Here is a 21,178-nt window from a genome sequence, read left to right as displayed (position 1 = left end):
GATCGCTCTTTCTATTCCTCTACTCCCGTGTTCATCGCGTTATTGCTCCATGTGTTCTTTCTTGAGATGGTTGAATTATCCTAAAATATGCTTACTCCTCACTTAAATAAATTAAACTCCATTTTGGTACTTGATTGTTTTTTTGACCTGTAAGCTCGCGATAATAAGATTTTTTATCATTTTTGATCATACAAATAATTTCATGCTCATCCATACAAAACTCTTTGCATAGGTTTGTTCTACTATTTTCAAAAAGTTCCAGTAAAATTTGAATCTGCGCATCTATTGCTAGAAGTGCTTTGAGCTGAACAAATAAACTCTTTGATTGATCATAGTAAATGTGCTCAAATTCATCACAGAGTTCTTGATAATAATGAAAGATTTTTGGGTAATCAGTCAATACCCCTACACTTAGCAACACTTCTTTTGAATAACACAAATAGTCTTTCGGTTCCTTGATATTTTCTGATATCATATCCTTACTCCTTTACATCTATGTTTTTTTGGTGAAAGTAGCGCTATCCCTTCTGCTCGCTTTGATTTTCTTCCGATAGGTTTTTTAATTGAAGCTTAGCTGTCCAAAAACCACTAAAAATGATTGGGTCTTTAGCTCTTACCAATGCAGACACATTAAGAAAATCAGTTACGCCTATTATAGTTTCCCTTTCAGATTCTCTTATAATTACTTTTTATTAAATAAAAGAAATAAGAGTGAAAAAGAGGCGGCCCCGTTCCCTTCTGCTAAAAAGTAGTGCCCGAATGCAACTAGATCGTCTCTAATGACAAGAAAATGACTATAATATCCATAAAAATCAACAGATAGCTAAAATTGTTGCTTCATGTAAATAGACGCCCCATATCCATACCAACAAAAAAACCAATAATCGAATCTATCGATCATTGGTCGAAACCTCAAATATACTGCTGGAAGAAGACGTTCAGTCCATTCTATTTTTCACGCTACAGATCAAAAATAGAAATGATTTTTAAACTGTATCAGTAAAAATAGATCAAGCATAGATATAATCTAAAATATCCTGCGGCGCTTCTGCCAAAGCATCTGGTTTGTCAGCGGAAAGTTTTTTCGCATCGTGGCTGCCCCAGGTAACAGCGATGGTTTTGACACCGGCTGCTTTGCCCATCTGGATATCAAAAATAGCATCTCCTACCATGATCGTCCTTGTCGGATCAAACTGATACTGAGTTACTACTTTATTGATTCCTTCTGGATGAGGCTTGTAGTGGGACACCGCATCTGAGCCGATGATTTCTTCAAAGAACGCCACCAGGTTCTGAGCAGCCAAATTTCGTTTGACGACCGCTGTCTTCTTACTTGAAACCACGAAACAAGGAACCTTTCGTTTCATTAAGATTTCTAGGACATGGGGAATTTCAGGAAATACGTTCAAGGTACTTTCCTCGTATGTTTGATAATAGGTACGAAAAACCCGAATCAGTTCCGTTGCTGTTTCTTGATCCAATGGCTGTTCTGACATTTTAAAAAACGATTCTTCGATCGGTATCCCCATGTAATGTTCAATGACTACCTCACTCGGTACTTTGAGTCCCATCTCTGTAAAAGCTGCTTTTGTCGCCTTGATGCTGCATTCTCTCGAATCTAATAGGGTTCCGTCTAAATCAAATATCACACACTCAATCTTCTTCACGACATTTCCTCCTCTGAAAGATACTACAGCACGTTTCTCCAAAGTGCTTTTTAAATCCTGTAGTATTCCTTTTCATTACTGATTATCTCTATTTTAACACTAAAAAAAAGCATTATCATAATTTTCGATACCATCATTTATTTAATACTAATATTTTTATATAAAAAACGACTCAATTTGAAAACAGAGTCGTTTCTACCTGAAAAGCAGTCGAAGCTACAAAGAGGTCTATTCGTGAGAAATAAGGCTTCGATGCTCTTTTGATCACACAATTTTCTTTTTATTGTAAGATATAGCCTTTGCCCCAAGCGGTACGAACCCGTTTTTCAGTGTAGTCGTATTCATCTAATTTTTCATTGATTCGTTTCGCTAATATTGACAACTGAGATTTTCTCGAGTTTGTTCCACCATTTCCCCAAATTTTCCAACACAGGTCTTCTCGGTTAATAAATTGCTCTTCTCCTAAATTGTTAAAAAAGATCTGTTCTTGCAGACTAAGAAATTTAGGAAAGGATTCTTTCGTGACGGATGCTTTTTCTAACTTACGACTAATTGGTGGTAGTGCAGCCAAAAATTCTCTCAGCTCGACAAAAGAGCGATTCAGGTACGTGGCATTTTCAGCTTTTTCCATCCTACCTTCTTGTTCAATATTCCCTGGCAAGATACGGACGATTCGTTTTTGATAATAAGGAGCCAACGCCTGATTGATCAATAAAAATTCTGGATCTGCAATCGTTTCACTGACAAATAAGCAGTCAAATAATTTGGCGCTTTCTATCAACCATTCCGCCTCTTCTGTATTTTTCCCTACGAACACTTCATGACTCAAAATCTGTAACTCCCGCTGCAAATCAATCTCATATGATATATTTTTCGTCAGTATAATAATTCTCATGACACATCCTGCTTTCTTTCCCTTTTATTCAGAAATCATCTACTGAATCCTTTCCGACTCATTTCTGAATGCTTTATGTTGACATTATTACTTATTTTTATCAGTTTGAGGTGTCATTTTTTGTTCATAAATGATAGTCTACTGTCATGTTTTGTTGGAAGGAGCGCCATTCGTTTCATGATTCGTTTTCTCGAAAGCTAATAAAAAAGCAACCTGTTGGTCAGGTTGCCTTATTAGTCAATTTGATTTTCTTTTTGCTGCTCCCACTTCAAATCTAATAGCTCCAGCATTTCATGGTAGGCGGTTTCTATGCGCTGCCGTTTTTCTTCAGTAACACGTTTGGCGTATTGTCCATCCGGTAGATAATCTTCGGCCAAGTAAACTTGAAAATCAAAGGCCTGCAAGACGCCGTATTCTGGATCATAATAGGTACGATCAGGGATCGGCTCTTTGGAGACCCAAGTTGGATGTAAGGCAATCTTACTTAAATAGGTCCGAGCTCCCTGTTTGGTGATCTCAACTTCTGGAATGACGCCGCGTTCGGTCCAATAGTTGTTATTGACGGTTTCATAACGTTGATTCGACAATAAGTTCCCCATTGAATAAATGATAAATTTCTTTTCACCGTCCTTTTCGATGATTTCGGTTGGTTCTGCTACATGCGGATGGCCGCCGAAAATAATATCAGCACCAAAATCGATCATCTTCCGATAAACAGTTTGTTGTTCTTCCGTTGGTTCTAAAGAATACTCGACACCAGACTGAGGCATCACGATGGTGATATCCGCCAAGGTTTCCGCTTCTTTGATCTCTGCTTCCACTTTATCGAGGGACAAGTCTTTCAAATAGGTGTCATACTCTGCTTGAGTTAAGCTTTCTTCAAGTCCATTGAAGCCATAGGCATAGGCCAAGAGAGCAACTTTGATCCCGTTGACTTCTTTGACCAAAATTCCACTATTGTCGACCGTGACACCAATCGTTGCCAACCCTTGATCGTGAAAAGCAGCCGCCGTTGTTTTGACTCCTTCGATTCCCGTATCTAAGATATGATTATGAGCAAGATCGATCACATCAAAGCCCGCATCTTTGATGCTGGCAACGGCATCGATAGGCGCGTTGAATAAGGGAAAACCGCCAAGCGGTTTATTAGGATTGATGGTTCCTTCAAAATCACCCAGAGCAAGATCCGCCGATGCAATTAACGGTTTGACTTGCTCAAAATCATTGTCAAAATCATAACGCTTTCCATCGTAAGCGCTTAAATAAACAGGTGTATGATAAAGCATATCGCCACTAGCTGTCACTGTGATGGTTTTTACTTCTGGCTTTGTTTCGGTAGAACTACTTGATTCTTGCATTGGCTTAGTCGGTTTTGTCGATTCTGCTGTAAGACGCTGTTCGGGGATGCTTGTCGCTTGAATCACTAGATAAATCACTCCGAATGTGATCGCCAATAATGCTACACTTAACCCAGCAATGATCCGCTGGCGTTTCTGACGCTCCCGTCTTCGTTGTTGTCTCATGCCCTCACCCTTTCACTCTGCTTTATCAAAAGCCTATCTTCGTTTACGTTCTAACTAGGTTCCCTGCTCCCTTTCCTACAAATCCCACTAAATAATATCTTTTCATTAAATAATTATACTATATTTAAGATCCCTTTAATAGATCGTTTTTTAAAGAATAAAAAAACAGCCCGATCGTGATCGAACTGTTTCTCCACTTCTATGGTAGCTGATTTCCGAATGAATCTTTCTTGTAGAACTGGACTAACCTCAAACGGCATAAATTAGTATCATTAGATAATCCTTCGGCTGTTAACAGTTCTGGATGACATCCCTCGCTTTCGGATGAACAGCAGCAAACGATGAAAGCAAATTACTCCCCTTCGCACGCTTCTCTCAATAAAGACCAAAGAGTATATGCTTTATTCTATAATACTTACAGTTTTTTCGAAAAAATTTATACAACAGCAGTACGTAAAATCTCTGCAAACCAGTGATAAACTGTTTCCGGACATTCATGTTTTTCTAATTCTCGAAAAAAGTCTTTGGATTCAATAAGGGTAATAAACTGAGTCATCGCATTTAGATGCTGCTTGCTGTCTAACGCAGAAAGAGTAAAGATGTACTTTACAGGAATCGTTCCTAAGACATATACTTCAGATTCTAACGTTGTCAATCCCATGCCAAGTTTTTTTGCACCTGCTTCAGGAACCGTATGCGGTAAGGCAACTTGATCGACTATCACCATATAAGCACCTTCTGATCTGGTTTGTTGAATGATCGAATCGATGTAATTTCTAGTGATGATCTTTCTTTCAATCAATGGATTGGCTGCGAGATAAAAGGCCTCTTCCCACGTTCTGGCTTTTTTGTTTAATTGTATCAATTCTGGACGCATCATATCCAACAGCATTGCAGGTTCTTTTGTCTTTTTTTCTTTTTGAGACATGATAGATGCCGTTGGCGAGCAGGTCTCTTGTACAAATTTCTCTAAATGATGCCGCAGAGCTGACTCGCTGGTAACCGTTGAATATTGTTGAATAACTTGCATCAAGCCGTCGATCGTAACAGTATTGGGCTTTATACTTGTACTGGTTTCGAATTTGACATCTAAAAACAACTGGGTTCGTTCCTCGTAAGACATGATCGGGTTTACTACAAAAATCGGTTTTTTTAACGGATAAAGTTGAAAGTTGGGTTTTGTCGTAAAAATGATATCGTAAGACTGATCAAATGAATGCAGTTCGCTTGTTTCAATCGGTCCCAATAAGATAAAAGAGGGAAAGATTTCCTTTAATTCATTGTAAATGATTGCTGAGCTTCCAATACCATTTGGGCAAACAACGACCCCCACTTTTTGTTGCACCATATATTCTTCAGAATTCCTGATCAAAAGCGCAAAGTGCATTGTTAAAAAGGCTACTTCTTCATCTGGAAGCTTTGAATCAAAGCTATCACTGATTGGTCTCAAGGTTTCTTTTACGATCTGATAAAGGTCATTATATTTTTCAAAAATTTTCTCCTGCATAGGATTGATGATCGGTAATCGAAACAGCATTCGGAAATAGGTCGGTCGAAAATGACTATATAATTGCTTGATGACAGAGTGTTTATCCTTGAAACGAATACCTGAAAGCAATTCAAATCGCTCGACGATTCTTTCTACCAAGTCAATGATGACCAAATTTCCTTGAAGCCATTCCTTTTCATTCCCTAATGCCATTCCCAGGACCCACCCACAGAGATAGTTCTTTTCTATACTATTCATCACCCCTGCGTTTTCTAAAATTTCTTCAGCAAAGCGGTACTCCTTCATTTTTACTAACTCATGATCATTAGAAAAGGGCTTTAGATCAAATTCATTCAAGCCCATTCTTGGGTATAAAAAAATAAGGATATAGTTCAATTCAATCAACCTATTTTCAACTAACTCTATCGCATGTTTTTCTAAAAGAAGAGAAAGATAGGTGTCCTGCTCATCCGCCAATTGTATTCGTTCGTTATGAATAAAGTAACGGTAAATAAAATCATCATCCTTGCTAGTCACATCTTCCAAAATCATTCGAAATAAAGCGTAACGAATCATCAGTTCATCACCTGCTAAGTGATACCCCTCTTTTCTTGAATAACTGATTGAAATATCGTACCCATGTAATTCCGCTTGTAATTTGCGCAGATCACTCATAAAGGTTGTTTTGCCGATTTTTAACGCATCTAAAAAATGGTTGACCGACAGATAGTCTTTCTCGTAGTAAAAGAGCGTCAAAAAGATATATTTTCCTCGTTCTTTTGAACTCATCTCATAATACTTAAACATACGCTCACGTAAAAATGACTCCAACAAATATTCCTTGCTTTTTTCAGGCAGTCGAATCACACTTTCCTTATTCACGCTAAGTGGTAGTTTTTGGGCAGATAGAAACTGGTTGATTTTATCAATGGTATACTCTATTTGAGTGCGGTTCATAGAATAATTCCGCTGAAGATAATCGTAACTGATGGTCGGTTTTTCAATCAGAGCCATCATCATCTTTCTCGTCCTATAGTCAATTTTTACCATCAATGTTCCCCCATTTCTGCAGCCTACTGTTCTACTTTCAATGTAAATCCTTCCGCTTGTACATATTTTTGAAGCACTTGATCTACCTGCTGCTTTTCTTCTTTCGTAAGATCTAGAACAGGCAGTTTCGGTAACCCAACATCCTGTCCGATTGCCCGCAAACAGTATTTCAGCCCAGACGGAATCGTTGAGCATTTGCAGGCTTCTCTAAAATCATCAATACTTGCTTGTTCTTGCCGCGCTTGTTCTATGTTTCCAGCTACAAATTGTTCATAGATCGCCACATCTGTTTTCGTCAAAACATTTGCGGTTGAAGCCACAGAGCCATCTGCTCCTAACTGTAATGCTTCTAAAATCTTAGAGTCGCTTCCCATCAGCAAAGAGAAATCCTCTCGATGATTTAATTCAAGATAGCCCTTGAAGTTTTCTAGATCACCGCTTGAATCTTTTATCCCAATGATCGAATCAATTTTGAGTAATTCCGAGAAAACATGACGATTGATGAAATTTCTAGTATTTGGCGGAATATTGTACAAAATGATTGGTAGTGTCGTTTGCTCAGCAATCATTCGGTAGTGATGGATCAACTCCTCATCGGTATATTTCAAAAGATACGGCGTAATGATGGAAGCAGCATCAACGCCGATTTTTGCAAACTCATTTACTAACTCAATCACTTTATTCGTTGCGATATCTCCGGCACCTGCAAATACTGGTACTCTGCCCGATACTTCATCGACAACGATTTTTGCAAACTGGATTTTCTCTTCTTTGCTTAAGGTATGAAATTCGCCATTGGTTCCTAAAATAAACAACCCGTGGACACCACCAGCAATCAAATGCCTTACAAGCTTTCTGGTGCCCTCTTCATTGATGCCGTTCTCATTTAATGGTGTGACCATTGCTGGTATAATTCCTCTGATTTTCATTGCGTAAGCTCCTTTTTTGTCGTTGCTCCTAAGCTTCCCCCTGGATGCCATTTAAGGTAATCTTCTAAATTGATTTCTTTTGCTTCTTGCAGCAACACCGACAGAACCTGCAGCTGGATCATTTGGGCGATCACAGAGGAACGTGGCGGTTTATTCAATGAGTCCCCTTCTTGGGAAACATAAGAAGACAATGTGACTTCAGCACAGGAAGCTAGGGAAGAATCTTCATTTCCTGTTACCGCTAAAATTACAGCGCCATTGGCTTTTAAGGCAGCAAGTGCATATTCTAATTCTTTGGTGTTCCCACTATTACTTATCGCAATCACTACATCGCCAGCCACGACTTGTCCTGCCGATCCGTGCACAGTTTCGGTTGTGTCTAAAAAATAGGTTGGCGTGCCGACAGATGAGAAAAGTGAAGCTGCATAGCCTGCTACATAGGAACATTTTCCCACGCCTGTTACATGAACACGCTTATGATTTTTTTCTGCATGGAGAATAAGTTCTTTGGCCTTCACCATCTGTTGATAGACTTCTTCTTCTTCAAGCCGATAAAATTGAGCATCGCTTTGGGCTTTTAAATTCGTACTATATTCAAACAAAACGTTTTTTTCATTCAATACAGATTTTCCTTCCTTATAGCAAGGAGAAATTGTATCCACCTTTCTCCTTGCTAATCATACTGTTTAACTAAATAGTTTTAAGATTTTATCTAGTAAAATTCCGATAATATTGTAGTCGATTTGAGGAAATCCAGCGTCTGTGATGCCTAATTCAGAAAAAGCTGGGAAAAGCACCAAAGGCAATGCAGTCAGCAAAATACCGCCTAAGAAGGATGCGATGATCGCCCCTTTCAACCCGCCTCTTATTGAACCAAAGACACCCATTGTTCCACCCGAGAAAAAAGCAATCCCAGCTGCTGGCAAAAGTACAACGGGAGAACCCATAGCAGCCATGGCAAACGTCGCTGTTAAGCCACCTATAAACGAGGTAATAAAACCGACAGGAACCATGGTTGGCGCATATTGGAAAAACACAGGAACATCTACTGCCGGCATTGATCCCGGGATATATTTTTCAGAGATCGCCACGAAGGCAGCCGTTAATTCAGCAATAAATTGACGCACACCATAAATCAGTACAGACATACCCGCCGCAAATTGCAACCCTTGAATCAACGGATACAAGAACCATAAGTCGTTGCCAGCCATTTCTTGAACGACATCCATATGACCACTTAAAACTGCTGCGATCGTTGCAATGTAGAAAAGAATAATCATGAAAAATGCAACAGAGAAGACAAAATCTCGGAATACGGAGAAGAAATCAGGAAGCTCACGATTGGCTGCTTTCTCTTTCTTTGCTTGCCAATTTTTCCCGCCAATGACACTGCCGATGACACCTGAGAACCAGTAAAAAATCAAGTTAAAGTGACCTAGTGCAACCCCTGCATTACCTGTCAGCTCATCTGTATATTTCTGAGCCAATTTGGGCAACCCTGCTCCTGCAAAACCTAGTACCAAAGAACCAAAGATAACTGTTACCCAAGTGGGCATACCATTCGAAATAAAAATCAACCCAATGACAGCAGCAAAGAAAAGATAATGCTGACCGGTTAAGAAAATTGATTTTAAAGGCGTCAATTTCGCAATAACTAATCCGAATATGAACCCTAGCCCCATAATCATTGATATTTCAAAACCATATACATCCATAGCTAACGCTGTAGCAGGCTCTACTGCCAGAACCGTCCCTTGAACACCAAATGCGGTCTGAAACAACGTGGCGAAATTTGCAGCAATCGTTCCTACATGACCACCACCAATATTAAAAATCATAAACCCAATGCCCACTTTGAGGACACCGCTCAGGGTCTCCTTCGCAGGCTTTCTTTGTGCAAGTAACCCGATCAAAGCTAAAATCATTAGCAACACAGCAGTATTTCTGAATTGGTTCATTACTAAAATTGCCATTCAATTTATTCCTCGCTCCATCAATTTATTTTGTTTGCATCGTTTCAAGAAATGTTTCTAGTTTTCCTTGGATCTCTTCTTTACTCATAATATTTTGAATACCTATGACTTCATAAGGTTTGTTTTGAAAATCAGGTTCCGCTGCGATATCTGCCATACTCATAAAGGCATCACCCGTAAAACCAATGAGAACATCTAGATTTCCATGAATCGTTTCAATGGGATAGCCGTTTTCTTCAATCACTGATTTTACTTTTATGTGAAGCAGCGTTGAACTCCCCATCCCAGCACGGCATGCAACCGCTATCAAAAATTTCTTGCCATTACTCGCCTTAGGTTTTGCATCTGATTGGATTGATGCATCATTTTTCTTTTTTTGAAAGAATCCCATCTTAACTCCTCGTTTCTTCTAATAGTTTTATAAATGCTTCTGGTGTCTCCACATTTGCTAAACGATCAATGATATTGTCCCTTGCTAAAACCTCTGCTAACTCACTCATCAGTTCCAAATGACTGGTCGGGTCTATCGCTGCCAAACAGAAAATGACTTTCACTGGATCATTGGGCGAACCAAATGAGATGGGGGTATTTAAGGTCATCGCACTTAGTCCTAAACGACAAACCCCATCTTCTGATCGGGCATGGGCCAATGCAAACCCAGGCATAAGCACGATATACGGCCCGGCATCTAAGACGGATTGAATCATCGCTTCGACATACTGTTTTGAAACGCTGCCATTCCTCAATAACGGCTGGGCAGCTTTTTTGATTGCTTCTTGCCAACTGGTACTGTCTTGCTGAAGTAAAATGTTTTCTTTTGTTAATAATGTAGTTTGCAAACGACGATTTCCTTTCTAAAAAAATTTCTTTAGGTTTTGGTAAAAGAATTTCTCGAGATAATTCCTATACACACACTATAAGTGAAAAGTTCTGACCTGAATAGACGATTTGCGACCACATATTTGTACACGCTTCCAGATTAAGTGAACTGCTCTTCTCAAAAAGACCAGGAATACTGCCTATTTTTTTTACTAGCCTCCAGTTTTTCTCGATAACCTTCTTGAGCAGTTCACAAAACTTATTCTATAAAGGAAAAAATGAACCAAAAATGGACAGATCTTTTGCTTGCACCCACAATAAAAAAAAGAAGCTCTTAAATAAACTAAGAACTTCTTAAAGCAAACACTCTATTCATGGCTATAGATCTACCGTTTCAATTGTATTTCTAGCCGTAGGTGTTTTCACACGAATTTTTACTTACAACCGCTATTTTCTACTTTGCTTCCTCATGCTTCACGGGACAACTGCTGTGGCAATCAGAACAATGATCCTTTTTCACCATGCGGTACACCACACGACCGCCATAGCCAAAAATCAGTCCGCTTAGAATTACTGTAGCAATCATTTTTCGCCTCCTACGACTTGGATCAAGGGCGCACTCCCTCGGAATGGTTTCTTCACCAGAGCAAATACTAATAGACCAGCAATGACTATTGCCGCAAAAACACCTAGCGTGAGGTGTCCGCCTTCAAAGATGACGTGTCCGAATTGGTACACCAGAAAACTGGCGCAGTACGCCAAGCCGCATTGATAGCCAATGGCTAACCACGTCCACTTGCTGTCCCCCATTTCACGGTGGATCGCACCGATGGCAGCAAAACAGGGGGCACATAGTAAATTAAAGACGAGGAAAGAGTATGCCGCCACAGCAGTGTAATCGCCGCGCAACACTTGCCAAATCTCCGTCCCACTTTCTGACAACTCACCGGTTTGTCCGTAGAGAATCCCGAATGTGCCGATCACATTTTCTTTGGCCACCAAGCCAGTGATCGTCGCCACGGCGCCTCGCCAAGTTCCCCAGCCTAGGGGAGCGAAGAGGGGCGCCAAAAGTCGACCGAAAAAGGCCAAAATGCTTTGGTCTTCACTGACCCGCTGCAAGGCAAAGCTGTAGCTGGAGGTAAACCAGACAAAGATACAAGCCACAAAGATTATCGTTCCGGCTTTTTTTACAAAAGCAATGGCTCGATCACAGGCACTTTTCAAAATCGTTGTGAGCTGCGGCAAGTGATACGCTGGCAGTTCCATAATGAATGGTGCCAGATCACCTGCAAAAAGCGGCGTTTTTTTCAAGACGATCCCTGAAAAAATCACAGCACCCATGCCGACAAAATAGGCCGATGGTGCGACCCAACTATAATGAGGGAAAAAGGCACCCGAAATCAATGCAATGATCGGCAATTTGGCAGAACAAGGCATAAAGGTCGTGACCATCACCGTCAACCGACGATCCTTTTCGTTTTCAATCGTTCGGCTTGCCATCACCCCCGGCACGCCGCAACCTGTAGCGATTAACATGGGGATAAACGACTTGCCAGATAGACCAAACTTGCGAAACAACCGGTCCATGACAAATGCCACCCGTGCCATGTATCCACAGTCCTCCAAGATAGCCAAGCAAAAAAACAACACGAAAATCTGCGGCAAAAAGCCTAAAACCGCACCGACCCCAGCCACGATGCCATCCAAAATCAGTTCTTGTAGCCACTGGGCGACCCGCAGCTGTTCTAGCCAATGCGCTGTTGTTTCGGGAATCCAGCTGCCAAATAATACATCATTGACCCAATCAGTGCCGATCGTGCCAATCGTCTGAATCGATAAATAGTAGATTCCCCACATAATGAAGGCAAAAATCGGTAGTGCCAATACGCGATGGGTCAACACGCGGTCGATTTTGTCGCTGAAGGCTAAGTGCTGATCTGTTTCCTTGATGACTGCCAGCGCCAACAATTCTTCAATGAAGCCATAGCGCTCATTGACGAGAATGGCGTCACTGCTGTCTTTAAAGATCATCTCTAAAATCGAAATCGTCTCCTGAATGACTGCTTGCTGGGAATCAGTCAGTTTACACATTGTTTGAATCGCTTCATCTTTTTCGAAGAGTTTTATGGCAAACCAGCGTTTTCGCTGCTGAGGGATCGTCTCTGGCAAAATCGCCATGATCTCGGTCAAGCCAGCCTCTAGACGAGCATCGTAGCGGGGAGGGAGCTGTAGTGTGTTGGCTGCTTGCTTCGCTGCCTCGATCATTTTGGCTAAACCACGTTGTTTCAAAGCACTGATCCCCACTACAGGAATCCCTAATCCGTAAGCCAATTTTTCGAAGTTGATCTGCAAGCCTTTTTTCTTTAATAGATCAATCATGTTGATGGCTGCCACGGTCGGAACATTCATTTCTAATAATTGCAATGTTAAATACAGATTTCGCTCAAGATTAGTTCCGTCAATAATATTGATCACCGCATCCAGCGATGCTTCCATCAAATAATTGCGGGAAATCAGTTCTTCAGGCGTATAAGGTGACAAGGAATAGATCCCGGGCAGATCTTGGATCAGCACGTGCCGGTCTTTTCGCAGTCGCCCCGCTTTACGTTCTACGGTGACACCCGGCCAATTGCCCACTGTTTGTTTGGCACCAGTCAATTGATTGAAAGTACTTGTTTTCCCACTATTGGGATTTCCTGCTAATGCAAATTGATAGGTCATCAAGCTTCGACTCCTTTTTCGATAAAAACCAACGCTGCTTCTTGCTTTCTCAAAGACAATTCATAACCGCGGAGCCGAATCTCCATTGGATCACCCAATGGAGCCAGTTTCACTACTTCCAAATGAACGTTTTTCGTAAGCCCCATATCCATCAAACGACGGCGCAAAGCACCTTTTGCACCAATCTGATTGACCTTCCCGCTTTCACCAACTTGCAGCTGATCCAAAGAGGTAATGACCGTTTGCTGCTGGATTTCTGTGACATCGATTTGTTCCATGACCCGTGCATCTAAAGCAATCCGCGTCCCTTGGTGCAAAATGATGCCGCCTTTGCGATCTTTTTGCACCACAACGATTTCAACCCCCGTGCGAATGCCAAGATCGTTTAAATGAACCGTGATTTCTTTGGTTGTTGCCAACGAGTCGATTTTGTATGTCCCAGAAGCCCAAGTTTGCGCCATTTTCATTGGTTCTTACTCCTTTTGTGAAGTGTTTTTTAATTAACCTACTTTAATTGAGAATGATTATCATTATAATAGAGCCATTTCCATAGGAAGTCAATCTGTTTTCGACTTAACTTTGAATCTTCCTTCACAATAGAGATTTTTTTTACTCATTTTGATTGCATATCCCCTCTAATAATTACGCAAAAACCTTGTAATTCTAAGTATTTTCCGCTTTTTTCATTTGCATAAAAAACACAGAAACACTATAAATTGTGTATGCCGAATTCACAAGCACAAGATATAGTGTTTTTTCGTTGACTTTCTCCGAGACTTATTTATACTAGGTTTATAACTATTACAACTCGGAGGAAACAATTATGAATATCAAACTATTTTCTAAAAACAACTGCATGCAATGTAAAATGGCGAAACGCTTTTTAAGTGAAAATCAGATTGCCTTTGAAGAAATCAATATCGATAATGAGCCTGAAGCATTAGAATTTTTGAAAGAACAAGGATTTCAAAGTGTGCCAGTCATTACCTCTGATGCGCAAACGATCATCGGTTTCCGTCCAGATCAACTACGTCAATTAGCGAGCTAAGATTTTTCTCAATGTGATGCTTTTGAGGGATTTGTCAGTCGTCCAGACCGCAAGTCCTTTTTTATACGAACAAAACAAGAAAAGAGGTTAGCCATTTATGAGCTTGAAAGAAATCAAAGATGTCAGTTATTTCAAATTGAATAATGAGATCAACCGTCCAGTAGATGGTCAAATTCCATTAAATAAAGACAAAGAAGCCCTAGCGGCATTCTTTAAAGAAAACGTTGAACCAAATACCTTAACCTTTGCGACTGCAATGGACAAAATCAATTATTTGATTGAAAATGATTATTTAGAAGAAGAATTTATCAAAAAGTACCGTCCTGCTTTTATTGAGGACTTGTATCAATTCTTAGATGAGCAACACTTTACTTTCAAATCATTTATGGCTGCTTACAAGTTTTATTCACAATATGCATTAAAAACGAATGATGGTACCGCGTATCTTGAGCGTTACGAAGATCGGGTGGCGTTCAACGCCCTTTACTTTGCGGATGGGAATGAAGAGTTAGCCATGAGCTTGGCAGATGAAATGATCTACCAACGTTACCAACCAGCAACCCCTTCTTTCTTGAACGCAGGACGCAAACGTCGCGGTGAATTAGTTTCTTGTTTCTTGATCCAAATCACTGATGACATGAACGCGATCGGTCGTGGGATCAACTCCGCGCTGCAACTTTCACGGATCGGCGGCGGTGTCGGGATCACATTATCAAACTTGCGGGAAGCTGGCGCGCCTATCAAAGGCTACGAAGGTGCAGCAAGTGGTGTGATGCCTGTAATGAAATTGTTTGAAGATAGCTTCAGCTATTCAAACCAATTGGGTCAACGGCAAGGGGCTGGTGTGGTCTACTTGAACGTCTTCCACCCAGACATCATCAGCTTTTTATCAGCGAAAAAAGAAAATGCAGATGAAAAAATCCGTGTCAAAACCTTATCATTAGGTGTGATCGTACCTGACAAATTTTACGAATTGACGCGTAAAAATGAAGAGATGTATCTCTTTAGTCCGTACAGTGTCGAAAAAGAATATGGCGTACCATTTTCTTATGTCGATATCACCAAGGAATACGACAACTTAGTCATGAATCCACGGATTCGCAAGACTAAAATCAGAGCTCGCGATTTAGAAAATGAAATTTCTAAATTGCAACAAGAATCTGGTTATCCTTATATCATTAATATCGATACAGCAAACCGCAGCAACCCAATCGATGGCAAGATCATCATGAGTAATCTTTGTTCCGAGATCCTTCAAGTTCAAGCACCATCTGAGATCAACGGCAAGCAAGAATACGAGGTTTTAGGAACAGATATCAGCTGTAACTTAGGTTCCACCAATATCGTGAACTTGATGGACAGCCCTGACTTTGGGAAATCTGTTCGAGCAATGACTCGTGCCTTGACCTTCGTTACTGATGCGTCTGACATTGACGTGGTACCATCGATCCAAAATGGGAATGCCTTGAACCACACGATCGGTTTAGGCGCAATGGGCTTGCATACCTATTTTGCAAAAAATCAAATGGAATACGGTTCACCAGAATCCCTTGAATTTACTGATCTTTATTTCATGTTGTTGAACTATTGGACATTGGTTGAAAGCAATGCCATCGCCAAAGAAAAAGGCGAAGTTTTCCATAACTTTGAAAAATCAGCTTATGCAGATGGCAGCTACTTCACTGATTATATCCAAGGTGACTACCAACCAAAATCGGAAAAAGTCAAAGCATTGTTTGAAGGCGTCTTTTTACCAACTGGTGAAGATTGGGCAGCCTTGGCACAAACCGTCAAAGAAACCGGCTTGTATCACCAAAACCGCTTAGCCGTTGCACCAAATGGTTCGATCTCTTATATCAATGATACGAGTGCCAGCATCCACCCGATCACTCGGATGATCGAAGAACGCCAAGAAAAGAAAATCGGCAAGATCTATTATCCAGCACCTTACTTGAGCAATGAGACGATCGGCTACTACAAATCAGCCTACGATATGGATATGCGCAAAGTGATCGATGTTTACGCAACTGCTCAAAAACACGTCGATCAAGGGATGAGTATGACCTTGTTTATGCGTTCAGATATTCCAGAAGGTCTTTACGAATGGAAAGAAACGACAAAACAAACCACCCGTGATTTGAACATCTTGCGTCACTATGCTTTCCACAAAGGGATCAAATCGATCTACTATGTACGGACCTTTACAGATGATGCAGAAGAGATCGGCAGCAACCAATGTGAAAGCTGTGTCATCTAATCCAACTTTTGCCTGAAAACGAACCAATAGCCTGCCCCTGCTCTCTATTGAGAGCGGGTCGGCTGTTGTCTTGATACGATTATTGGAGGAACCGACTATGGGTAAGACTTACTATGAAGCAATCAACTGGAATGAGATCGAAGATATCATCGATAAATCCACTTGGGAAAAATTAACAGAGCAATTCTGGTTAGATACGCGGATCCCTTTATCAAATGACCTTGATGATTGGCGGACGCTATCACCATTAGAAAAAACGACGGTGGGCTACGTCTTTGGCGGCTTGACCTTATTAGATACCGTTCAATCAGAAAGCGGTATGGATCAACTGCGTAAAGATGTCCGCACCCCACATGAAGAAGCGGTCTTGAACAACATCCAATTTATGGAATCTGTCCATGCAAAAAGCTATTCATCGATTTTCAGCACCTTGAATACAAAAGCGGAGATCGCCGATATTTTTGAATGGACCAATACCAATCCTTACTTACAAAAGAAAGCCGAACGAATCAATGAGATTTACAAAAATGGGACACCGCTAGAGAAAAAAATCGCCAGTGTGTTTCTAGAGACCTTCTTATTCTATTCAGGTTTCTATACACCCCTTTACTACTTAGGTAATAACAAACTAGCGAACGTAGCGGAGATCATCAAATTGATCATTCGTGACGAATCCGTTCATGGCACGTATATCGGCTACAAATTCCAATTAGGGTTCAACGAATTACCAGAAGACGAACAGCAAAAGCTGAAAGACTGGATGTACGACTTGTTGTATGAGTTGTATGAAAACGAAGAGCGTTATACCGAAGAATTATACGATGAGATCGGCTGGACCGAGGAAGTCAAAACCTTCTTGCGTTACAATGCCAATAAGGCTTTGATGAATCTAGGACAAGACCCGCTTTTCCCAGACACCGCCAACGATGTCAATCCAATCGTCATGAACGGTATTTCAACTGGTACCAGCAATCACGACTTCTTCTCACAAGTTGGGAACGGGTATCTGCTTGGTTCCGTTGAAGCGATGAAAGACGATGACTACTTCATCGGACTTGATTGATTTGCTTACAAATAAACACCTTGTTTCTCGCCAATAGAGGGTGAGAAACAAGGTGTTTTTAGTTAGCCAGCTGGTCTTTGATAAAGGTCAACGTTTCTGTCAAACATTCCTGTGCTTGCGGCAAGCTATAATCAAATTGGTATTCGTGGGTCACTGTTTCCGAATCCCCTTTGTAAAAACGACTTGTCACGGGAATATCAAGAGCTTGCAGCTGGTTGGCAAAGGCAATGCCTTGGTCTTCAAAGGAATAGGCGTTGCCATCAGTGATATACGTTGGTGGAAAATCAGCCGTCAATTTATCCACCAGTGAGATCTCCTGCAGTTGGGGACTATCTTGCCATTCTTTTTTGCCTAATAACGACCAAGCCACCGTTTTAACAAAGAATTTCATAAAACGATCATCCGAAGAAGTTCCAACGATCTGCTTCAAATCAAGGGGGCCGCAATAGGAAATAAACCCTTTCAGGGCCGATGTAGGAATGTCTTGATCAAAGGACATTTCCTTCGCATACGCTGGATTGGTTTGCAGCGCCACATATTGCCCGGCAATTTGGGCACCTGCAGAATCTCCACCAAAGAAGAGTTGATCGAAATCAAGCATGGGGTATGCTTGGGCATCTGCTTTGATCGAGTCTACCGCTTGGGCTAATTGTTTGACCTGTCCCGGATAATGCAAACTTGGCGCCCATTCATAATTAATCGAAATCACAGCGGCTTTGGTTTCATCGACGACATAGGTCGCAAATTCTTTGACGCCTTCTTTGTCTCCCCCGACATATCCGCCCCCATGGACCCAAAAAATGACTGGAACAGGGCCTTGTGCATCTTTGGGATAATAAAGATCAAAGGTACTGCGTTGATAATCCGATTGATAAGCCAAGTCCTGTTTGACCGTCACATTCGGCAAACTTTTTTGATAAGCCGCCTCATCCTTGATGGTCACTTCTTGGTTAAACATATGACCGATCAAAAAAGCCCCCGGTCGTGGGGAGAGTTGAAAAGCCAGAAAAACGGCAGCTAAGAGTCCGATCAGGACAATCGCCACCCACATGAAAAAGCGCAGAATTTTTTTCACGCAAAAGCTCCTTCCTTCGTTCTGTTTCAGCTTTTTCATTTAACCATGTTTTTTTAGCAAATTCAATGACAATCGCTAAAGATTAAAAAAGGATGATACCAATAGGCACCATCCTTAAAATAACATCGTTTATAATGGCAACATCATAAACAAACCAGCTGCGATCGCTGCACCGATCATTGGACCGATGATTGGTACTAACGCATAGCCCCAATCGGAAGTCCCTTTGTTTTTGATTGGTAAGATTTGGTGAGCGATCCGTGGTCCTAAGTCCCGTGCCGGGTTGATGGCATAGCCTGTTGGTCCACCAAGAGACAGTCCGATCGCTAAGATCAAGATCCCAACAACGATGGGATTTAATCCATCCGTAAAGGTATTGGCACCAAAAGCCAATAAGCCAAAGACTAAGACAAAGGTACCAATGACTTCAGTGATCGTATTCGATACTAAATTACGAACTGCAGGCCCTGTTGCAAAGGTACCTAAAATCGCGCCTTGGTCTTTTGTTTCATCCCATAATGGCAAGTAGTTGAGCCAAACGAGGATTGCTCCTACGATCGCACCAGCAATCTGCGCCAGCATAAACGGTATAGCCAAACTCCAAGAAAAATTCCCTGTCATCGCCATGCCTAATGTAACGGCTGGATTCAAGTGAGCAGGTCCCATGTACCCTGAAACGTATACGGCTATGGTCACCGCCGTTGCCCAGCCCATCGCGATCACGATCCAGCCAGAGGCTTCTGCTTTACTCTTTTTCAGATTGACAGCCGCACACACGCCATCCCCTAACAAAACCAAAATAGCCGTTCCTAGAAATTCACTAAAGATCTGTGTTGTTTCATTCATCTTTTTTTCCTCCTTTTAAGGCTGTTAAATCTGATTCTGCGATCACTTGGTTCATTTCTGCTACATAGGCTGCTTTTTCTTCTTCGCTCCAGCCAAAGAAGTCGGTCATAGCTGCGACGACACCGGCTTTGACTTCATCTAAGGTATCTCGCATAAATAGGATATGGTTGGTCCGACGCAATAGATAATCGACAGGCGTCAGAACCATTTCTTCATGTAAGGAATAGTTCAAGGCAGTGCTTTCTTTTTCATCTAAGCCCTCAAACTTCGTCTTGTAGTTCAACACTTGGGGAAGATTCGACCCATAAAGATGAGCCAAATACGTCGCAGCTGCTTCATTGAACCCAGCGGTTTGTGCTTGGTCAGCCAGCTTCGCTAATTCTTCCTCTACATTGGCTGCATCAAGCTCACCACCAGAAACTGGGTACGTGGTTGAATCCACCAACTCGAAGGAAGCACCGCTTTCTTGGAGCAATTCATTGATCCGTTTGACTGCTCCTTCCGCCATCAAACGATAGTCGGTGATTTTTCCGCCTGCCAACGTCAATAGTCCGTCTTTTGAGCGTTCCAAACTGCTGCCGCGAGAAACTTGCGATGGATCCACTTTGCTGGCTTCTACTCGTTCTTGCGCTTGTTTTACAGCTTTTTCTACAACTGGTCGCTGCCGCTCATCTGCAAGATATTCTTTGACGCTTTCAACGATCTGCTCAAAGCTTTCATCAGATAATTTGCCTTTACCACCACCATTGTAATCCGAACCACCATTATTCGTAATCAATGGACGTAGACCAGCCCAGCTCGCTTCGATATCATCAAGGGTGATCTGTGCATGTGGAAAGCGTTCATTCACGATGGTCAGTAGATAATCGACATCTTCTTGTGTGACCGTCGGATGGGCAAAATCGCCTGTATAGTCCGTATCGGTTGTGCCAAAATAGGTCTTGTTTTCTCTTGGTACCACGAAAACCATCCGACCATCATTTTTCCCAGTATCAAAATAGGTTGGTTGCGGTACTTTTAGTTTTTCCCGATCGACCACTAAATGGACGCCTTTTGTCGGACGCATTTGTGGTGGCAGCTCATCATTCTTGTCTAATTGACGAACGATATCTGACCAAGGGCCGGTCGTGTTGATCACGACTTTGGCGTGAACCTCAAAGCGCTCGTTTGTCAGTTGATCCTCCACTTCTACCCCATTGATGATGCCTTGCTCATCATGTAAGATGCCGACGACTTTGGCTTTACTGATCATTGCTGCCCCATCGGCTTGTGCTCGTTTAATGTTTTCGATCACCAAGCGGGCATCGTTGTTGCGAAAATCAAGATAGACTCCGCCACCAACTAAGTTTTCCGCCTGCAGCTGTGGTTCGCGTGCTAAGACCTCTTCTTTCGTCAGCAGATAATTTTCGTATTTACTGCCTGTCACATTTGCTAAGCGATCATAAAGATCCATCGCCACTTTGACAGAAAACAAGGAGAAGGTTGCCCCCGGTTCATCGTAAATCGGTAAAAGCATCGGATCTGGTTTCGGGATATGCGGAGCAATTTGTTGGACGATCGCCCGTTCCCGCACGGTGTCAGCGACCACTTCCACGTCAAAGGTTTTCAAATAGCGAATACCGCCATGAACGAGTTTCGTGGACCGCGAAGACGTCCCTTCGGCAAAGTCTTGCATTTCCAAAAGAACCGTCTTCATCCCAGCCGCTGCTGTTTGAACGGCAACCCCTGCGCCGGTAATCCCACCACCAATGATCAACACATCATAGGTGGTATTTGCCGTTTCTTGAATGGTTTCCTTCCGATCTTTCTGAGAAAAGGTCATG

The 21,178-nt window shown here is 41.7% G+C and carries 19 protein-coding genes; 3 read left to right on the top strand and 16 right to left on the bottom strand.

All coding sequences use genetic code 11. The features are described 5' to 3' along the window. Positions 1–91: 91 nt before the first annotated feature. The 13 genes from CXM95_RS03755 to CXM95_RS03695 form a co-directional block, all read right to left on the bottom strand. The gene (locus CXM95_RS03755; protein WP_016611968.1) at positions 92–475 is read right to left on the bottom strand and encodes a DUF7006 family protein; all 384 of its coding nucleotides are present in this window, start codon (positions 473–475) and stop codon (positions 92–94) included. Between the two features lie 535 nt (positions 476–1,010). Further along, positions 1,011–1,667, bottom strand: coding sequence for an HAD family hydrolase (locus tag CXM95_RS03750; protein WP_176273466.1), 657 nt, complete (start codon positions 1,665–1,667; stop codon positions 1,011–1,013). A gap of 280 nt (positions 1,668–1,947) precedes the next feature. Beyond that, positions 1,948–2,562: a hypothetical protein gene (locus CXM95_RS03745; RefSeq protein ID WP_005237455.1), complete on the bottom strand. Its 615-nt coding sequence runs from the start codon at positions 2,560–2,562 to the stop codon at positions 1,948–1,950. 233 nt (positions 2,563–2,795) lie between these two features. Continuing rightward, positions 2,796–4,085, bottom strand: a complete 1,290-nt coding sequence (locus CXM95_RS03740; RefSeq protein ID WP_086299156.1) for a CapA family protein — start codon at positions 4,083–4,085, stop codon at positions 2,796–2,798. Between the two features lie 436 nt (positions 4,086–4,521). After that, entirely contained in the window at positions 4,522–6,624 is a 2,103-nt protein-coding gene (locus CXM95_RS03735) for a BglG family transcription antiterminator (RefSeq protein WP_016611965.1), read from the bottom strand. 23 nt (positions 6,625–6,647) lie between these two features. Continuing rightward, positions 6,648–7,553, bottom strand: coding sequence for a 4-hydroxy-tetrahydrodipicolinate synthase (gene dapA / locus CXM95_RS03730; protein WP_086299155.1), 906 nt, complete (start codon positions 7,551–7,553; stop codon positions 6,648–6,650). Further along, complete coding sequence (locus CXM95_RS03725) at positions 7,550–8,215, bottom strand: SIS domain-containing protein (RefSeq protein ID WP_005237461.1); 666 nt, start codon at positions 8,213–8,215, stop codon at positions 7,550–7,552. The genes dapA and CXM95_RS03725 overlap by 4 nt, the downstream gene beginning before the upstream one ends. A gap of 24 nt (positions 8,216–8,239) precedes the next feature. Then, positions 8,240–9,526, bottom strand: coding sequence for a PTS ascorbate transporter subunit IIC (locus CXM95_RS03720; protein WP_016610457.1), 1,287 nt, complete (start codon positions 9,524–9,526; stop codon positions 8,240–8,242). A 25-nt stretch (positions 9,527–9,551) separates the two neighbouring features. After that, positions 9,552–9,917, bottom strand: a complete 366-nt coding sequence (locus CXM95_RS03715; protein ID WP_005237463.1) for a PTS sugar transporter subunit IIB — start codon at positions 9,915–9,917, stop codon at positions 9,552–9,554. 1 nt (position 9,918) lies between these two features. Beyond that, a complete protein-coding gene (locus CXM95_RS03710) occupies positions 9,919–10,365 on the bottom strand; it encodes a PTS sugar transporter subunit IIA (protein WP_005237464.1) in 447 nt (148 codons plus the stop codon). 434 nt (positions 10,366–10,799) lie between these two features. Next, positions 10,800–10,931, bottom strand: coding sequence for a hypothetical protein (locus CXM95_RS03705; RefSeq protein WP_005237465.1), 132 nt, complete (start codon positions 10,929–10,931; stop codon positions 10,800–10,802). Further along, entirely contained in the window at positions 10,928–13,066 is a 2,139-nt protein-coding gene (gene feoB, locus CXM95_RS03700; protein ID WP_086299153.1) for a ferrous iron transport protein B, read from the bottom strand. The genes CXM95_RS03705 and feoB overlap by 4 nt, the downstream gene beginning before the upstream one ends. Continuing rightward, positions 13,066–13,533: a FeoA family protein gene (locus CXM95_RS03695; RefSeq protein WP_005237467.1), complete on the bottom strand. Its 468-nt coding sequence runs from the start codon at positions 13,531–13,533 to the stop codon at positions 13,066–13,068. Before CXM95_RS03695 ends, feoB begins: the two co-directional genes overlap by 1 nt. A 356-nt stretch (positions 13,534–13,889) precedes the next feature. Between CXM95_RS03695 and nrdH the strand changes: the two genes are divergently transcribed. The 3 genes from nrdH to nrdF all read left to right on the top strand — a co-directional run bounded on the left by nrdH (position 13,890) and on the right by nrdF (position 17,434). Further along, positions 13,890–14,114, top strand: a complete 225-nt coding sequence (gene nrdH, locus CXM95_RS03690) for a glutaredoxin-like protein NrdH (RefSeq protein WP_005225182.1) — start codon at positions 13,890–13,892, stop codon at positions 14,112–14,114. Positions 14,115–14,211: 97 nt separating this feature from the next. After that, positions 14,212–16,371: a class 1b ribonucleoside-diphosphate reductase subunit alpha gene (nrdE, locus tag CXM95_RS03685; RefSeq protein ID WP_008377092.1), complete on the top strand. Its 2,160-nt coding sequence runs from the start codon at positions 14,212–14,214 to the stop codon at positions 16,369–16,371. Positions 16,372–16,468: 97 nt separating this feature from the next. Beyond that, positions 16,469–17,434, top strand: coding sequence for a class 1b ribonucleoside-diphosphate reductase subunit beta (gene nrdF / locus CXM95_RS03680; RefSeq protein WP_005225180.1), 966 nt, complete (start codon positions 16,469–16,471; stop codon positions 17,432–17,434). A gap of 58 nt (positions 17,435–17,492) precedes the next feature. Here nrdF and CXM95_RS03675 read toward each other — a convergent pair whose 3' ends face one another. The 3 genes from CXM95_RS03675 to glpO form a co-directional block, all read right to left on the bottom strand. Continuing rightward, positions 17,493–18,548 carry an alpha/beta hydrolase gene (locus CXM95_RS03675; RefSeq protein ID WP_016620571.1) on the bottom strand — a complete coding sequence of 352 codons (1,056 nt, stop codon included), beginning with the start codon at positions 18,546–18,548 and terminating at the stop codon, positions 17,493–17,495. 90 nt (positions 18,549–18,638) lie between these two features. After that, positions 18,639–19,355: an MIP/aquaporin family protein gene (locus CXM95_RS03670; RefSeq protein ID WP_005237471.1), complete on the bottom strand. Its 717-nt coding sequence runs from the start codon at positions 19,353–19,355 to the stop codon at positions 18,639–18,641. Beyond that, on the bottom strand, positions 19,348–21,177 hold the full coding sequence (glpO, locus tag CXM95_RS03665) for a type 1 glycerol-3-phosphate oxidase (protein WP_016611959.1): 1,830 nt from the start codon (positions 21,175–21,177) through the stop codon (positions 19,348–19,350). Before glpO ends, CXM95_RS03670 begins: the two co-directional genes overlap by 8 nt. Position 21,178 lies beyond the last annotated feature (1 nt).

The sequence above is a fragment of the Enterococcus sp. CR-Ec1 genome, assembly GCF_002850555.1.
Classification (GTDB): domain Bacteria; phylum Bacillota; class Bacilli; order Lactobacillales; family Enterococcaceae; genus Enterococcus_D; species Enterococcus_D entomosocium.
Note: the sequence above shows the minus strand (reverse complement) of the source record. Positions and strands in the feature narration are given on the sequence as shown.

Coding starts and splice junctions, on each gene's coding strand:
- CXM95_RS03675 (WP_016620571.1), bottom strand. CDS start 18,548: ATGAAAAAGCTGAAACAGAACGAAGGAAGGAGCTTTTGCGTGAAAAAA.
- glpO (WP_016611959.1), bottom strand. CDS start 21,177: ATGACCTTTTCTCAGAAAGATCGGAAGGAAACCATTCAAGAAACGGCA.
- dapA (WP_086299155.1), bottom strand. CDS start 7,553: ATGAAAATCAGAGGAATTATACCAGCAATGGTCACACCATTAAATGAG.
- CXM95_RS03740 (WP_086299156.1), bottom strand. CDS start 4,085: ATGAGACAACAACGAAGACGGGAGCGTCAGAAACGCCAGCGGATCATT.
- nrdF (WP_005225180.1), top strand. CDS start 16,469: ATGGGTAAGACTTACTATGAAGCAATCAACTGGAATGAGATCGAAGAT.
- CXM95_RS03705 (WP_005237465.1), bottom strand. CDS start 10,931: ATGATTGCTACAGTAATTCTAAGCGGACTGATTTTTGGCTATGGCGGT.
- CXM95_RS03695 (WP_005237467.1), bottom strand. CDS start 13,533: ATGAAAATGGCGCAAACTTGGGCTTCTGGGACATACAAAATCGACTCG.
- nrdE (WP_008377092.1), top strand. CDS start 14,212: ATGAGCTTGAAAGAAATCAAAGATGTCAGTTATTTCAAATTGAATAAT.
- CXM95_RS03735 (WP_016611965.1), bottom strand. CDS start 6,624: ATGGTAAAAATTGACTATAGGACGAGAAAGATGATGATGGCTCTGATT.
- CXM95_RS03720 (WP_016610457.1), bottom strand. CDS start 9,526: ATGGCAATTTTAGTAATGAACCAATTCAGAAATACTGCTGTGTTGCTA.
- nrdH (WP_005225182.1), top strand. CDS start 13,890: ATGAATATCAAACTATTTTCTAAAAACAACTGCATGCAATGTAAAATG.
- CXM95_RS03755 (WP_016611968.1), bottom strand. CDS start 475: ATGATATCAGAAAATATCAAGGAACCGAAAGACTATTTGTGTTATTCA.
- CXM95_RS03670 (WP_005237471.1), bottom strand. CDS start 19,355: ATGAATGAAACAACACAGATCTTTAGTGAATTTCTAGGAACGGCTATT.
- feoB (WP_086299153.1), bottom strand. CDS start 13,066: ATGACCTATCAATTTGCATTAGCAGGAAATCCCAATAGTGGGAAAACA.
- CXM95_RS03715 (WP_005237463.1), bottom strand. CDS start 9,917: ATGGGATTCTTTCAAAAAAAGAAAAATGATGCATCAATCCAATCAGAT.
- CXM95_RS03745 (WP_005237455.1), bottom strand. CDS start 2,562: ATGAGAATTATTATACTGACGAAAAATATATCATATGAGATTGATTTG.